Here is a 13,596-nt window from a genome sequence, read left to right as displayed (position 1 = left end):
TTAGTAAGGAGGGCGGGAAAAGAGCAATGGGATGGATCAAAGCATGATGCGCGTGAGCGGTATTTTGGCGGCAATATGGATGAGTGTGGCTTCTGCGGTGGTGGCAGAGGATATGCCTGTTGTTGTCGAGCTCTACACCTCTCAGGGTTGTTCTTCCTGCCCGCCAGCGGATGACTATTTCCATCGCCAATTGGCGGGGCGACAGGATGTCATCGCTTTGGCTTTGCACGTAGACTACTGGGACTACATCGGTTGGAAAGATGAATTTGCCAGCCCGACCTATACGCAGCGTCAGCATACTTATGCGCGCGCGGCGGGACATCGGTCTGTCTATACGCCACAGATGATTGTGAATGGGAAAGACCACGTGGTGGGCGCACATCCCGATCAGGTAGAAAAGCTCATCTCAGCGCATAAAGCGGTAAAGCCTAATGTGGATCTTGATGTCAAAAGAGACGGCGATCTCATTGAAGTCAAAGCAAAATCAGATATTCAGGCGCCAATGGTGGTGCATGTCATGCGCTATCGTGCTGAGGAGAAGGTCTCGATCAAGCGTGGTGAAAACGCGGGGCGTGTGCTGACATATGCGAACATTGTCGATGGTTGGGAAAAGGTCCAATCCTGGAACGGCGCGGCGGATCTGTCGCTAAACCTGCGTGTGAAGGGCGATCAGCCGGTTGTGGTGATCATCCAACGTGAAAGCGGAGGGCCAATCGAAGCTGCGGCTCGCGTATTCTGATTGAATGATGGCCTGCAAGTTGTTGCAGGCCATGTATTAATCTTCGTCTTCATCGTCGTCGGTGAGGAGTTCAATTTCACCAAGTTCGACCAATTCCCGCACACCTGTACAGATTTCCTGCATCGCGCTTTCGGCTTCTTTGGTTTTCACCTCTCCACGTTCGCCAATGCCTTCGCGTAACTGATCTGCCATACGCGCAGACATGTTGTTGAGGATGAACTCGGTGGAAATTCCAAAATCGCCCTCTGTGGCATAGGCCATGGCAGTGATCAGCGTGGCTTCGTCCAGATCGCGGACCAAGCGTGGCACGTCCAGTGGTTTCAGGCGTGTTGCAATATGGGCGTAGGTGAAGATGCGGCGGCGTACGGCCCCAGCAAACTCCGCATCTTTTTCGTCCAGAGATTCCAGCACATCGTCGCGTGTCGCGGTGGTCGCGTTGTTGAGGATCGCGCCAAGACGATCTTCTGGCCCTTGCTTGAACGCTTTTGGCGGCCGGTCTTCCAACTGACACGCCAAGGTCAACCCAATGCGGTCAACGGCTTCTGGCGTGATGTTTTCCGTCATGGACATCGCGAAAGTGATGCGGCGAGATTTATCGCCGGGCAGTTTGGCAAGGATCATCGCAGCCTTGTCGACGGGCAGCTTGGAAATAAGGACTGCAGAAACCTCAATGCTTTCCCCATCGATCATTTTGATCAATTCTGGAACATCCAACTCCTTGATGCGGGACCAAGGATTGCCAATCATCCGCACGCCTGCTTCCTTGCGCAGACGCGCTTCGGTGAGCGGGCTGATTTGGCCCTGCAGCACACTTAGTGCACCAGAGATCCCATTGGGGAAGGAGAGGCCAATGGATTCGAGTTCTTGGGCAAACTCCATGAGGACGTCGCCCAAGGTTTCCCGATCGATGTAGCCCATGTCACCCATCATATAGGTCAGATCGGCCTGATGGTTGTCGGACAACTCTGCCAGAGAAAGCTCTGCGCCCTCATTGAGCAGAAACCTCACGATGATGGCGGCCTTTTGAGGGCGTGTCAGGTTGCCTTTGCGCATATAGCCAAGGCTGGGCACATCAGCGTCGCCCCCAAAGGGCGCCAGAGGAATCGGACTGCTCATCAAAGTCTCCATAGGTGTTGAGTGGCAATCAACCACTCAACCCTAAAGAAACCCTGAACAACATGGTTAATAATTGAATGTTGTTCCGGTTTTGATGGCTTCGGAAAGGGAGGCTTCCGCCCAGGTGTTTTCGCCGCCGCGGGTGCGAATTTCATGCAGTTGTGTGCGCGCCAGATCCAGCCTACCAGCTTCTACAAAGGCCTGCCCCATATATGAGCGCGCGAGAATATTATCCGGGTTTTGCTCCAAGGCTTTGTTGTAGTAGGCCATGCCGGTTTCAACATCTCCAAGGCGGCGATGAGTGAAGCCCCAATAGGTGAGGGCCAGATCTGAATTTGGATCATTCAAAAGCTGCAGCAACTCCTGTGCGGCCTCATTTTCTCCGGCATAGGCCAGGCTGCGCAGCGTTTTGAAGTAGTCTTCATCCGTCAGCGCACTGTCCTGTTGAACCACGCATTTGCCTTTGCTCTCACTGAAAACCTTGCCGTCGGTGCACACAACGGTTTTGGGCTTTGGCGTGGCACTTCCGCTGCCGGCAGAGAGGGCTGGACCGGCAATTGTTGCAGCGAGACAGACTGCAAGTGCAGATTTCATCAATGTCATTTTGGGCTCCTGTTCACTCAAACCTGTTAGCAATACGCTATCATGCCCAAATCGGATGGCTAAATCACACAGGCGTCAGGTCACAAAAAAAGGCGCAGCACTGGGCTGCGCCTCACTATTTTGTGTAAACGCTTATCAGTCTTTGAAGACGCGCGCAAAAATAGTGTCGACATGTTTGGTATGGTACCCCATGTCGAACTTCTCATTGATGCCATCGACGCCCAGTGCTGCAACAACTTCCGCATCGGCCAGAAGCTGCTCTTGGAAATCTACGCGCTCTTCCCAGACTTTGAGCGCATTGCGCTGTACCATGGAGTATGCGTCTTCACGCGACACACCGGCTTGTGTCAGGGCAAGCAGCACGCGCTGAGACATCACAAGGCCAGGGAACTTGTTCATATTGTCGAGCATGTTTTCAGGGAAGATCAGCATCTTATCGACAACACCGGCCAGACGGTTGAGTGCAAAATCGAGCGTGACGGTTGCATCAGGGCCAATCCCACGTTCCACGGAAGAGTGAGAAATATCACGCTCATGCCAGAGGGCGACGTTTTCCATGGCCGGAATGACAGTCATGCGCACGAGGCGGGCCAGACCGGTCAGGTTTTCTGTCAGAACCGGATTCTTCTTGTGCGGCATGGCAGAAGAGCCTTTTTGGCCCATCGAGAAGAATTCTGCACCTTCCAGCACTTCGGTGCGCTGCATATGGCGGATCTCTACTGCGATGTTTTCAATCGAGCTTGCGATCACACCGAGGGTTGCAAAGAACATGGCGTGGCGATCACGTGGGATCACCTGAGTGGAGATCGGCTCTGGCGTCAGGCCCAGTTGCTCACAAACGTGTTCTTCGACAGCCGGATCAATGTTGGCAAATGTGCCGACCGCACCGGAAATTGCACCGGTTGCGATTTCCTCACGCGCCTGCTGCAGGCGGGCTTTGTTGCGGTCCATTTCTGCATAGAAACGCGCAAAGGTCAGACCCATCGTTGTGGGTTCTGCATGAATGCCGTGGCTGCGGCCCACGCGCAGCGTGTCCTTGTGCTCATAGGCGCGTTTCTTCAGGGCTGTCAGCACCTTGTCCAGGTCCGCCAGAAGGATATCTGCGGCGCGCACCAGCTGTACGTTAAGGCATGTGTCCAGAACATCAGAAGATGTCATACCCTGATGCACAAAGCGCGCTTCTTCAGATCCAACATGTTCTGCCAGATGTGTCAGGAAGGCGATCACGTCATGTTTGGTGACGGCTTCGATTTCATCAATCCGTGCTACGTCGAATTCGACGTCTTTGGCTTTCCAAACCGCATCCGCATTTTCCTGCGGAATCACACCGAGTTTGGCTTGCGCGTCACAGGCATGTGCCTCGATTTCAAACCAGATGCGGAACTTGGTTTCTGGTGACCAAACGGCGACCATATCGGGGCGGGCATAGCGAGGGATCATATCTCAGCCTTATTTTGTTAGCGTGGGGTCGCGGCTCCTTTAGCCTTTGAAGGGCAAAACAGCAAGTCAGCAGGGCAGCATAGAGCTGTATTGGCGTAAATTTCCTGTACTATTCTGCTTTTGGATGTGCATATGGGGAGGAATTTGTTGGAGGTAAATGTATGACACGATTGACCAAATTCGGTGCCATTCTGACGGCCGGATTTCTTCTGGCGAGCGCGCAGACGGCATTGGCAGAGACCCAAGCCATTTATTCGGATGCAAGCGATAAGGTGTTTGAAGTTACCGTACCGGACTTCTGGACGCTTCGTGTTGGTGGGGACCGCGATATCGAGGCCTCGACAGAAGAGGGGCTGCGCGCGGTTGAACGCGTTTTTGGCCTATCGCCGGAGAACGGCCATGGCGTGTGGATGGGGCTGATTTCGCCGTCACGTCTTCGCACGCTTGAAGATGCGAAGGACTATGCGCGCAATCTGGGCGGGCAGCTGGCCAAAACAACGGAAATTACCGGAAGCTCCGAACGCCGCGTTGCGGGCTATCCAGCCCATATCATTGAAGGCACAGGTCGGCGCAATGGCAAGGCCATCGACTTCACTGTGATGCTTCTGGATCTGCCAAACAACCGCGTGGTGGTTGGGCTCACGGTTTTGGAGAAAGGCTATGACGTCAGCGCATTGGATGACGTCAACGCAATTCTGCAATCGATCAAAGCACGCTGAAGGAGAGAGTGATGTCTATGAAAAAACTGCGCTCCTTTGTGATGCCTGCTGGTCTTATTGCGGGGTTGATGACCCTTGCGGCCTGTGACGGCACCTCATCCGGCTATGTCAGCACCGGTGTCTACTATGACAGCATGATGTGGAACGACTACTATCATCATTATCCGGATTACCCAGATCGCCCCGACCGACCAGACAGACCGGATCGTCCTGATCGCCCGGAACGTCCCGTGAAGCCGATTGAGCCACGTCCGCCTGTGGCGAAGCCGCCAGTGGCGCGTCCTCCGGTCGCGCGGCCCCGGCCGAGCCCTCGCCCGGGACGTCGCTAAACGGGGTTATCACGCCAGCTTGGTGCGCACCTCTGAGGCGCGCTCCAATGTGCGGTGAACAGGGCAGCGATCTGCAATTTCCAGTAGGCGCTGCCGCTGTTCTTCCGTCAGATCCCCTTCCAAATGAATGGTGCGCGTAAAGGCATCCACCTTTTGCCCCGCAGGGGCCTCTGCGTCGCGGGCGTGCACCTTGTCATGGCTCACGTCGACCCAGACATGTGTCAGGGGCCATGATTTGCGCCGGGCATACATGCGAATGGTCATAGAGGTGCAGGCGCCCAAGCCAGCGGCAAGGAATCCATAGGGTGTCATGCCCCGGTTGCTGCCACCATAGGCAAGGGGCTCATCTGCCAGCATATGATGCAGCGGGCCTGCGTTCACATCTTGCAAGAATCCTTCGGGATCGGCTTCTGATACGCGCACAATACCCTCAGGCGCGCCGGGAGGCGGAGCCGGGGGCGCAAGATCCAGATACCGCCCCGCCCATGATGCAATCACCCCTGCGGCATATTCTGCGTCTTTGGCGTTGCTGATCAGGTGATCTGCGTCATCCAGTGTGACAAAGCTTTTGGGATGTTTGGCAGCTTCAAAGATGCGCGCAGCATTGTCGATGCTGACTGTCGTGTCTCTGGGCGCGTGCAAAACCAACAGCGCTTTCTTCATTGAGGCAATGCAGGGCTGCAGGTTCTGGCCTGATATATCGGTTAGAAAATCCCGTGTGATTGTAAAGGGACGCCCAGCCAAAGAGACTTCAGCCTGTCCCGCTGCATCAATTTCGGCCACAGCATCGCCGAATTGATGGCTGACGTGATGGGGCTCATAGGGCGCGCCAAGCGTGACCACCGCTTTGGCACTGTCGATTTTTGTCGCGGCTTTGATCACCGCGGCTCCACCGAGGCTGTGACCGATCAGCAGGCGCGCAGGCATGTTGCGGCTTTGCAAGTAGGCCGCTGCGGCTTCGAGGTCCGCCACATTGGAGGAGAAATGTGTATTGGCAAATTCCCCTTCGCTGTGCCCCAGTCCCGTGAAGTCAAATCGCAAGACCGCGATGCCCATGGCCGCAAGGCGCCCTGCAATCCGTCGCGCTGCTGGAATGTCTTTGGAGCAGGTGAAGCAATGCGCAAACAGCGCCGTTGCCAGATGCGGTCCCTCCGGCAAATCCAGACGCGCCGACAGCATGTCGCCATTGTGGCCGGGAAATGAAATTCGTTCGATGGGCATATGTGCACTCCTGAAGGCGTTTGATGCCAATGTGTGTGTGATGGTACCATTCGAAAAGAAAGATTTCGCAAAGTCACGGCAAGGTGAGTATATGCGAGTTTCTGTCATATTTGTTTCGATGGATTCTTTGAGAGAATTTGACGTGCGATTGCGGATAAAATCCGATAAATCAAAGCTATGGAACCGATTTTACAAGCCAGCATTCCCTATGATGCGCTCGCCGAAAAGTCTCTGCCCGGTATCTCTCCGTTGCAGATGGCGGAGTGGTTGATCGTTGATGATGCCTACAATGGCCAGATGGCCTTGCGGCGACATCTTTTGGAGGCGCAGCGCGGCGAGGTCGCCGCACTTGATCCTGGCGCGCTGCCTGCGGCGCAAGAGGCGCTTGCATTGGTGCTGTCTGAACTCTGCCATATCGAAGGGTTTTCTGTCCTTGCGGATCATGTGATCTGTCCTGATGGTGCCAAAATCAATCTGGACTGGGCGGCGCCTCTGATCACTTTAGGGCAGATCATTCAGGAAGATATCTGTCTGTTGCAGAAACAGGGCGCGGAGCATGTTTTGACGGGGGCGGTGCTGTGTTTTCCCGCCAGTTGGACCTTGTCTGAGAAATTCATGCGGCCGCTGCTGCGCATTCATGTGCCTGTGTCAGAATATGACGCCAACATCGCAAAGCGGGTGCAGCGCCTGTTTGATGGGGTGCGGCCCGGTCGGCCTCTGTGGCGAAAAAACGCGCTTTGGTATGATGATCCTGAGCTGTTTACGCCCCGCGCCGAAGATGCGCCCCGGGCGCCAGTGGTGGCGGAAAGCGGCGCGTATCTTAGGTCAGAAAAGCAAAGCATTTTGCGTTTGCCAGAAACCGATGCAGTGATTTTTTCCATCCACACCTTTATGGTCACGAAAGACGCTGTGTTAAAATAGCAGCCGCGATTTTTCGCAGCTGCTAACATTTTCAGAAGGTTATATGATTTTATTTAAGTGATTTTTAAGGTTTGGCCCGTTGCACCATTCCAAACAGATCACGCGGATCATCTGGGTCAGCCAGCATGTCCAAATCCTCATGGAAGGGCGTTTGGGCGACTTTATCGCGCACATATCTCAGTGCGGAGAAGTCTTCGATCGCGAAGCCAACACTGTCAAACAGGGTGGTTTGGCGTGCATCTGTACGCCCCGGTTTTGTGCCTGAGATCACTTGCCACAGCTCGGTCACGGCGAAGTCTTCTGGCATCTGCTGAATCTCGCCTTCAATGCGGGTTTGGGGCGGGAACTCCACAAACACATCGGAACGTTCAAGGATGCCTTTGGCCAGTTCGGTTTTGCCGGGGCAATCGCCACCAATTGCGTTGATATGCACGCCAGAGCCAACCATATTGTCGCTCAGGATCGTGGCATATTGCTTGTCTGCGGTGCAGGTGGTGAGGATATGTGCGCCTTCAATGGCCTCTTCAGGGCTCGCGCAGGAAACAACAGTGAGACCACTATTTTTAAGGTTTTCTGCGCATTTCGCGGTTGCGGCAGGATCCTTGTCATACAGGCGCACGGTCTTCAGCCCGATGATCGCCTTCATGGCGAGTGTTTGAAACTCAGATTGAGCCCCGTTTCCGATCATGGCCATGGTGTCCGCGCCTTTGGGGGCAAGATATTTTGCCGCCATGGCAGAGGTAGCTGCGGTGCGCAGCGCGGTCAAAATGGTCATTTCCGTCAGTAGAACGGGATAGCCTGTATACACATCAGCCAATAGGCCAAATGCCGTAACAGTCTGCAGCCCCTCGGCGGTATTCTTGGGGTGCCCATTCACATATTTGAAGCCATAGGCTTCCCCGTCGGAGGTGGGCATCAATTCAATCACCCCGACGTCAGAATGGCTGGCCACGCGCGGCGTTTTGTCAAAAAGCTCCCAGCGACGAAAATCCTCTTCGACGTAATCTGCAAGATCTTTGAGCATCTGTTCAAGGCCGATATGGTGCACCAAGCGCATCATATTGTCGACGGAAACAAAAGGAACCAGCGCCTTTTCAGAAGGTTGCGTCACGATATTAATCCTCTGTTAAGCATATTGTCAGCGAAGCGCTGGGTTAGGAAAAACTACGGGTGGTGCGGTCAAAGACGCGGCGTCCCAGGGCCGATGCGGCCAGATCCACCATGAGTTTTGCGGTGCGGCCGCGTTCATCCAAGAAGGGATTCAACTCAACCAGATCCAGCGATGTCACCAGCCCGCAATCGTGGAGCATTTCCATCACCAGATGCGCCTCTCGCACGGTTGCCCCACCGGGGACGGTTGTGCCAACCGCAGGGGCAACAGAGGGATCCAGAAAGTCCACATCAAGGGAGACATGGAGCATGCCGTTCTGTGCGGCTACATGCTCCAGAAAAGCACTCAGAGGACGGGCAATCCCGTTCTCATCAATTTCCCGCATGTCATGGCGGCGGATCTTGGTGTCTTGCAGCGCCGCGCGCTCTGCCGCATCCACGGACCGCAACCCAATCATGCAGATATTTTCTTCTTTCACAGGGTTTTGGACCTTCGGGAACCCTTCAAAGCCGCCGCGACCTGCGAAATAGGCCACAGGTGTGCCATGCAGGTTACCGCTGTCTGTGCTTTGGGGAGTGTGGAAGTCTGAATGCGCGTCCAGCCAAAGCACGAAGAACGCACGCCCCAGTGCTTTGGCGTGGTTTGCTGCGCCCGCTACGGTGCCTGCAGCAAGGCTGTGATCGCCCCCAAGGAAGATTGGGAAACCACGTGCGCAGGCGGATTCTGCTGTATCGGTCAGCAGCTCTGTCCAGGCAATGGTTTCATTCAGCGCATGGAGATCATGGTCCTCGGCATCGGGGGCGTAGCCTTGAGGGCGTAAATTCCCGAGGTCTTCGACAGAATGCCCCAGATCTTCGAGGCTTTCCCGCAAGCCCGCAGTGCGATAGGCGTCTGGCCCCATAAGGCAGCCTCTGCGGCGTTTGCCGCTATCTACAGGGGCTCCGATCAGCAGGCAGGGTTTTTGTGTCATTGGATTGTCCATTTTCGCGTTTCCCCAAAATTCATTCCGAAACGGGTTGAATTACACCCATCAAATTGACCATAACGGGCGCAACTTTTCCAAAACGAAACGGGGTATGCGCGAAATGGATGATGTTGATCGAAAGTTGATTTCGGCCTTGCGGCATGATGCACGCGCATCCCTTTCCGATCTTGCCTTGCTTCTGGGGGTCTCGCGTACAACCGTGCGGGGGCGGATCGAGCGTCTGCGCCAGCGGGGGGATATTGTCGGCTTTACGGTGGTGCTTCAGGACGATGTGAAGAGCGATCCGGTGCGCGGTTTGATGTTGATCGGCATTGAGGGCAGGGGCACTGACCGCATTGTCCGCAGCCTGACCGGGTTCACTGCAGTGAGGGCGATTCACGCCACCAATGGCCGTTGGGATCTTATTGTCGAGCTGGGCACTGAGACGCTGGCCGAGCTGGACGAGGTGCTCGCTCAGATCCGCCGCCTTGATGGGGTGGCAACAAGCGAAACAAACCTGCTGCTCTCAACGCGAAAATCGGGATAACGCGGTCACTCAGCTCAGTTTGCGTGCGGCGACAATCCAGAGTGCAGCCGCACCCAATGAAAACAATGCGTTGTAGTTGGCCATGGACAGGCCAAACATGTCCCAAGGAATTTCATCGCAGCGCACCATTGGGGCGCTCATGATCTGATTGAAGAGATCCTCGGCGTTCATTGAGGTGACGTCACCGCTGGTGCAGGTCGTTGGACCTTCCCACCATCTCCGCTCCACGCCACTGTGATAGAGGCCGACCAAGCCAGAAATAGCGGTGCCCAAAGCGGCAATATAGGCCAGTGCCACCGTGCCGGTTGCCACCGCCAAGATGCCAGAACCCGCTGCAAGCCAGTGCGGGTATCGCTGGTAATAACACAGTTTGCAGGGCGGCATGGCGCCAATGAACTCAAACCCCCATGCCCCAAGGATCATGAAGGCTGAAAAAGCAGACAATATGACAAAGGCTGTCTTGCGGGAGAGCATCATAGGTATCTCACAAGTAGAAAGCCACCAAAGAGCAGCGTCAGAAAGAGTGTGGTGATAAGGCCAAGGCGTTTCTCGATAAAGTCACGGATCGGGGCACCAAAGCTGCGCAATAGGGCCGCCACCAGGAAAAACCGAATGCCCCGTGCCAAGATAGACGTTGCCATGAAGGTGGCGAGCGGCATCCCTGTGAAACCCGACATGATGGTGATCACCTTGTAGGGGAAGGGGGTGATGCCCGCTCCCAGAACAGCCCAGAATCCAAAATCATTGAAGCGCGTCGAAAACTCGGCAACGGCATCTGCCTTTCCAAGCGAAGTCAGGATCGGCTCGCCGATTTGTTCGAAGGCAAACGAACCAATGGCGTAGCCCAAAAGCCCCCCCATTACAGAGGAGACGAGTGCCACGAGGGCGATCAGCCATGCCCGAGAAGGCGCGGCCAGAATCATGGGAATCATCAAGACATCCGGCGGGATCGGAAAAAATGAGCTTTCAATGAAGCTTACAGCGGCCAGAGCCCAAAGTGCCCGGGGATGATCCGCCAGGCTTAGGGTTCGGTCATAAAGGCTTTGCAGCATGTCGCGATCTCGCGTGCCTGTTTTTCTTTTGAGTCTTGCCTATGGCATCAGGTCCGAAGTGCAAGCAAATAATCGTCCAATCCATAAGTATAGGCCAATTCTCTCTCATACATTTTGTTGCGTTTTGAGGCTGGACCTTCCTCAAAAGCTTATATACATCAGCACCGTGGCCCAAGTGGCGGAATGGTAGACGCAGGGGATTCAAAATCCCCCGATGGTAACATCGTGAGAGTTCGAGTCTCTCCTTGGGCACCACATCCGCAAATCATACTGTAGTGAGTCTTGAGCGTCTCTTTCTTGGGGCGATCTGCTGTCATTAGCGCCAGGTTGTATCCAGTGCGTCAAAGGCGGCGGCAACGTTTGGGTCAGATATTCTTGAGGCCAGAGCAACAAAACGAAGCGATGTGTCTATTTTTACAGTGTTGGAGATGACAAGCCCTCGTGACTGCATTTCTTCAAGGGCGATGGACTCTCTACAGAGGCTTAAGCCAATGCCTGATCTTACCATGGCGAGCATGGAGGGTTCTTGATCTACGAGGCAGACGGGAGTCGGTTGGCGGGCTGGGTCGGGATAGACTTCTGCGAGCAAGCGATTGTGCACAGAATTCCTGGGGGTGCCGATCCAAGGCATTGTGGCCAGCTCTCGCCAGCCTTTATTGGCAATGCGTTTGCCCCATCCTGCTGGAGCAATAACGCGATAGGTGAATTGCGTCAGTTCCTTCTGGTGAAACAGAGATTCAGAGGCGTCCTCTGTCTTGCTTTCATAGACGTCCAGATCGCCGAGAAAAAAGCCCACATCTACCTGACCGTCCAGCAGTCGGTTGATGACTTCTCCACTCATACCATGCACCAGTTTGGTTTGCAGGTCAGGGTAGCCCTCTACCAGAGCTGCGAGAAAGGTTCCAAGGCGAATGAAATCGGGATCCACAATGGTGCCCAGTTTCAATGTGCCGCGCACATTGCCGTTAATACGTCGTGCGGTTTGGCCGAATTCCGCAATTGCGGATTGCACTTTTTCTGCCTTGGCGACAAGCGCTTCGCCGTCTCGCGTGAGCTCAACACCTTTTGCAGTGCGCGTGAACAGCTCCAGTCCTGTGTCTTGAGACAGACGTTTCAATTGTAGGCTGACCGCAGGTTGGGTCAGGTGCAATCGTTTGGCCGCGCGCGAGATGTTTCCTTCCTGCGCAACCGCAATGAAGGCGTTCAGGATTCGGATGTCAGTGACTGGCTTCATATTAATTTCATTTATAATACCTCGCGTCATTAGTCATTGGATTTGTTGGCAGGCCTTGGAGAAAACGTATCAAAAGCCAAGGAGGAGGCGTGCAATGACGACGACCGAAATCGGCCATTACATCAATGGTCAGCCTTTTGCAGGTGCTCGCACCAAAACCCAAGATGTATTCAATCCCGCGACGGGAGCCATGACGGGCCGGGTTGATCTCGCCTCTGTTGAGGATGTCGATGCTGCAGTTGCGGCCGCAAAGGCAGCCTTTCCAGCTTGGTCCAACGTTCCGCCTATTCGGCGCGCGCGTTTGATGAACAAGTTTCTACAACTTCTCAATGAACGCAAAGAAGAGCTGGCACATGCGATCACTGCTGAGCATGGCAAAGTCTTTACGGATGCCTGTGGTGAAGTAGAGCGCGGCATTGATATTGTTGAGTTTGCATGCGGCATTCCGCAGCTCCTCAAAGGGGATTTTACAGATCAGGTCTCTACAGGGATTGACAACTGGACTTTGCGCCAGCCGCTGGGTGTTGTTGCCGGTGTAACGCCATTCAATTTTCCAGTGATGGTGCCGATGTGGATGTTCCCTGTGGCAATCGCAGCGGGCAACACTTTTGTACTCAAACCTTCTCCGACCGATCCAACACCGTCTTTGCTATATGCTGAACTTATGAAGGAGGCTGGTTTCCCTGATGGTGTGTTCAACGTAGTTCAGGGGGACAAAGTGGCTGTTGACGCGCTTCTTGAGCATGAAGATGTCAAGGCGATCTCGTTTGTAGGCTCCACGCCAATTGCAAATTATATCTACGAAGTCGGGGCGCGCCACGGCAAGCGTGTGCAAGCGCTCGGAGGGGCTAAGAACCATATGTTGGTGATGCCCGATGCAGATCTCGATAAGGCCGTAGATGCGCTTATGGGGGCTGCGTATGGTTCGGCGGGTGAACGCTGCATGGCCATTTCTGTTGCCACTCTGGTGGGGGATGTGGCTGACAAAATCGTTCCAATGATCAAAGAGCGCCTGAAAGACCTCAAGGTGAAAAACGGGGTCGAGCTCGACGCCGAAATGGGGCCGATTGTCACCAAGGCCGCACAGGAACGCATTCTTGGATATATTGACAAGGGCGTTGAAGAGGGGGCGGATTTGATCGTGGATGGCCGCGGCTTTTCCGTTGAAGGCCATGAAGAGGGGTTCTGGGTTGGAGGGACACTCTTCGACAATGTGACGCCAGATATGACGATCTACAAAGAAGAGATCTTTGGTCCGGTCCTGTCGTGCGTACGAGTGGAAAGCTTCGCAGAGGGCGTACAACTGATCAATGACCATGAATATGGCAATGGTGTCAGCATTTTTACACGCGATGGAAATGCGGCGCGTGAATTTGGCCGTCAGATTCAAGTGGGTATGGTTGGCGTGAACGTACCAATTCCTGTCCCCATGGCCTGGCATGGTTTTGGCGGTTGGAAGAAAAGCCTCTTTGGCGACACCCACGCCTACGGCGAAGAGGGCGTACGTTTCTACACCAAGCAGAAATCAATCATGCAGCGTTGGCCTGAAAGCATCTCAAAGGGTGCTGAATTCACAATGCCTGTCGCCAAGTAACCGGAA

General features: G+C 54.6%; 15 protein-coding genes and 1 tRNA gene. 7 read left to right on the top strand and 9 right to left on the bottom strand.

Translation table 11 applies throughout. The features are described from left to right. Positions 1-31 precede the first annotated feature (31 nt). Positions 32-739 (top strand): DUF1223 domain-containing protein, encoded by a 708-nt coding sequence (locus J7382_RS06435; protein ID WP_247744867.1) that lies wholly within the window; start codon positions 32-34, stop codon positions 737-739. 36 nt (positions 740-775) lie between these two features. On the opposite strand, the gene J7382_RS06430 is transcribed toward J7382_RS06435, so the two are convergent. From J7382_RS06430 to purB, 3 genes are all read right to left on the bottom strand, one after another. Next, positions 776-1,792 carry a FliG C-terminal domain-containing protein gene (locus J7382_RS06430; protein ID WP_209068304.1) on the bottom strand — a complete coding sequence of 339 codons (1,017 nt, stop codon included), beginning with the start codon at positions 1,790-1,792 and terminating at the stop codon, positions 776-778. A gap of 129 nt (positions 1,793-1,921) precedes the next feature. Continuing rightward, positions 1,922-2,458, bottom strand: coding sequence for a tetratricopeptide repeat protein (locus tag J7382_RS06425; RefSeq protein WP_209068091.1), 537 nt, complete (start codon positions 2,456-2,458; stop codon positions 1,922-1,924). Positions 2,459-2,593: 135 nt separating this feature from the next. Beyond that, positions 2,594-3,898 (bottom strand): adenylosuccinate lyase, encoded by a 1,305-nt coding sequence (gene purB, locus J7382_RS06420; RefSeq protein ID WP_209068090.1) that lies wholly within the window; start codon positions 3,896-3,898, stop codon positions 2,594-2,596. 161 nt (positions 3,899-4,059) lie between these two features. Here purB and J7382_RS06415 point away from each other — a divergent pair, with 161 nt between their 5' ends. Continuing rightward, complete coding sequence (locus J7382_RS06415) at positions 4,060-4,617, top strand: hypothetical protein (RefSeq protein ID WP_209068089.1); 558 nt, start codon at positions 4,060-4,062, stop codon at positions 4,615-4,617. Positions 4,618-4,628: 11 nt separating this feature from the next. Continuing rightward, positions 4,629-4,946 carry a hypothetical protein gene (locus J7382_RS06410; protein ID WP_058240992.1) on the top strand — a complete coding sequence of 106 codons (318 nt, stop codon included), beginning with the start codon at positions 4,629-4,631 and terminating at the stop codon, positions 4,944-4,946. A 9-nt stretch (positions 4,947-4,955) separates the two neighbouring features. On the opposite strand, the gene J7382_RS06405 is transcribed toward J7382_RS06410, so the two are convergent. After that, positions 4,956-6,167, bottom strand: coding sequence for a bifunctional alpha/beta hydrolase/OsmC family protein (locus J7382_RS06405; protein ID WP_209068088.1), 1,212 nt, complete (start codon positions 6,165-6,167; stop codon positions 4,956-4,958). 177 nt (positions 6,168-6,344) lie between these two features. Here J7382_RS06405 and J7382_RS06400 point away from each other — a divergent pair, with 177 nt between their 5' ends. Then, the gene (locus J7382_RS06400) at positions 6,345-7,088 is read left to right on the top strand and encodes a DUF3445 domain-containing protein (protein ID WP_209068086.1); all 744 of its coding nucleotides are present in this window, start codon (positions 6,345-6,347) and stop codon (positions 7,086-7,088) included. Between the two features lie 64 nt (positions 7,089-7,152). Here J7382_RS06400 and J7382_RS06395 read toward each other — a convergent pair whose 3' ends face one another. Both J7382_RS06395 and rocF read right to left on the bottom strand, forming a co-directional pair. Continuing rightward, positions 7,153-8,199, bottom strand: coding sequence for an ornithine cyclodeaminase (locus tag J7382_RS06395; protein ID WP_209068085.1), 1,047 nt, complete (start codon positions 8,197-8,199; stop codon positions 7,153-7,155). 43 nt (positions 8,200-8,242) lie between these two features. After that, complete coding sequence (rocF, locus tag J7382_RS06390) at positions 8,243-9,169, bottom strand: arginase (protein WP_209068084.1); 927 nt, start codon at positions 9,167-9,169, stop codon at positions 8,243-8,245. A gap of 115 nt (positions 9,170-9,284) precedes the next feature. Between rocF and J7382_RS06385 the strand changes: the two genes are divergently transcribed. Further along, on the top strand, positions 9,285-9,710 hold the full coding sequence (locus J7382_RS06385; RefSeq protein ID WP_058241006.1) for an Lrp/AsnC family transcriptional regulator: 426 nt from the start codon (positions 9,285-9,287) through the stop codon (positions 9,708-9,710). Positions 9,711-9,719: 9 nt separating this feature from the next. Here J7382_RS06385 and J7382_RS06380 read toward each other — a convergent pair whose 3' ends face one another. Then, entirely contained in the window at positions 9,720-10,187 is a 468-nt protein-coding gene (locus tag J7382_RS06380) for a disulfide bond formation protein B (protein WP_209068083.1), read from the bottom strand. Beyond that, complete coding sequence (locus tag J7382_RS06375) at positions 10,184-10,762, bottom strand: YqaA family protein (RefSeq protein ID WP_209068081.1); 579 nt, start codon at positions 10,760-10,762, stop codon at positions 10,184-10,186. Before J7382_RS06375 ends, J7382_RS06380 begins: the two co-directional genes overlap by 4 nt. A gap of 169 nt (positions 10,763-10,931) precedes the next feature. On the opposite strand from J7382_RS06375, the gene J7382_RS06370 reads away from it, so the two are divergent. Then, positions 10,932-11,017: transfer RNA gene (locus J7382_RS06370), tRNA-Leu, on the top strand. A 61-nt stretch (positions 11,018-11,078) separates the two neighbouring features. On the opposite strand, the gene J7382_RS06365 is transcribed toward J7382_RS06370, so the two are convergent. After that, entirely contained in the window at positions 11,079-11,996 is a 918-nt protein-coding gene (locus J7382_RS06365) for a LysR family transcriptional regulator (protein ID WP_209068080.1), read from the bottom strand. Between the two features lie 94 nt (positions 11,997-12,090). Here J7382_RS06365 and J7382_RS06360 point away from each other — a divergent pair, with 94 nt between their 5' ends. Then, a complete protein-coding gene (locus tag J7382_RS06360; protein ID WP_209068297.1) occupies positions 12,091-13,590 on the top strand; it encodes a CoA-acylating methylmalonate-semialdehyde dehydrogenase in 1,500 nt (499 codons plus the stop codon). Positions 13,591-13,596 lie beyond the last annotated feature (6 nt).

Source organism: Shimia sp. R11_0 (assembly GCF_017744035.1).
In the GTDB taxonomy this organism is placed as follows: Bacteria; Pseudomonadota; Alphaproteobacteria; order Rhodobacterales; family Rhodobacteraceae; genus Shimia; species Shimia marina.
The sequence above is the reverse complement of the archived record's forward strand: the minus strand, read 5'-3'. Positions and strand labels throughout refer to the sequence as shown.

What these genes read in the sequence shown, in the direction of transcription:
- J7382_RS06435 (WP_247744867.1), top strand. Translation starts at nt 32, where the DNA reads ATGGATCAAAGCATGATGCGCGTGAGCGGTATTTTGGCGGCAATATGG.
- J7382_RS06410 (WP_058240992.1), top strand. Translation starts at nt 4,629, where the DNA reads ATGTCTATGAAAAAACTGCGCTCCTTTGTGATGCCTGCTGGTCTTATT.
- J7382_RS06430 (WP_209068304.1), bottom strand. Translation starts at nt 1,792, where the DNA reads ATGCGCAAAGGCAACCTGACACGCCCTCAAAAGGCCGCCATCATCGTG.
- J7382_RS06365 (WP_209068080.1), bottom strand. Translation starts at nt 11,996, where the DNA reads ATGAAGCCAGTCACTGACATCCGAATCCTGAACGCCTTCATTGCGGTT.
- J7382_RS06415 (WP_209068089.1), top strand. Translation starts at nt 4,060, where the DNA reads ATGACACGATTGACCAAATTCGGTGCCATTCTGACGGCCGGATTTCTT.
- rocF (WP_209068084.1), bottom strand. Translation starts at nt 9,169, where the DNA reads ATGACACAAAAACCCTGCCTGCTGATCGGAGCCCCTGTAGATAGCGGC.
- J7382_RS06400 (WP_209068086.1), top strand. Translation starts at nt 6,345, where the DNA reads ATGGAACCGATTTTACAAGCCAGCATTCCCTATGATGCGCTCGCCGAA.
- purB (WP_209068090.1), bottom strand. Translation starts at nt 3,898, where the DNA reads ATGATCCCTCGCTATGCCCGCCCCGATATGGTCGCCGTTTGGTCACCA.
- J7382_RS06385 (WP_058241006.1), top strand. Translation starts at nt 9,285, where the DNA reads ATGGATGATGTTGATCGAAAGTTGATTTCGGCCTTGCGGCATGATGCA.
- J7382_RS06425 (WP_209068091.1), bottom strand. Translation starts at nt 2,458, where the DNA reads ATGACATTGATGAAATCTGCACTTGCAGTCTGTCTCGCTGCAACAATT.
- J7382_RS06375 (WP_209068081.1), bottom strand. Translation starts at nt 10,762, where the DNA reads ATGCTGCAAAGCCTTTATGACCGAACCCTAAGCCTGGCGGATCATCCC.
- J7382_RS06380 (WP_209068083.1), bottom strand. Translation starts at nt 10,187, where the DNA reads ATGATGCTCTCCCGCAAGACAGCCTTTGTCATATTGTCTGCTTTTTCA.
- J7382_RS06405 (WP_209068088.1), bottom strand. Translation starts at nt 6,167, where the DNA reads ATGCCCATCGAACGAATTTCATTTCCCGGCCACAATGGCGACATGCTG.
- J7382_RS06360 (WP_209068297.1), top strand. Translation starts at nt 12,091, where the DNA reads ATGACGACGACCGAAATCGGCCATTACATCAATGGTCAGCCTTTTGCA.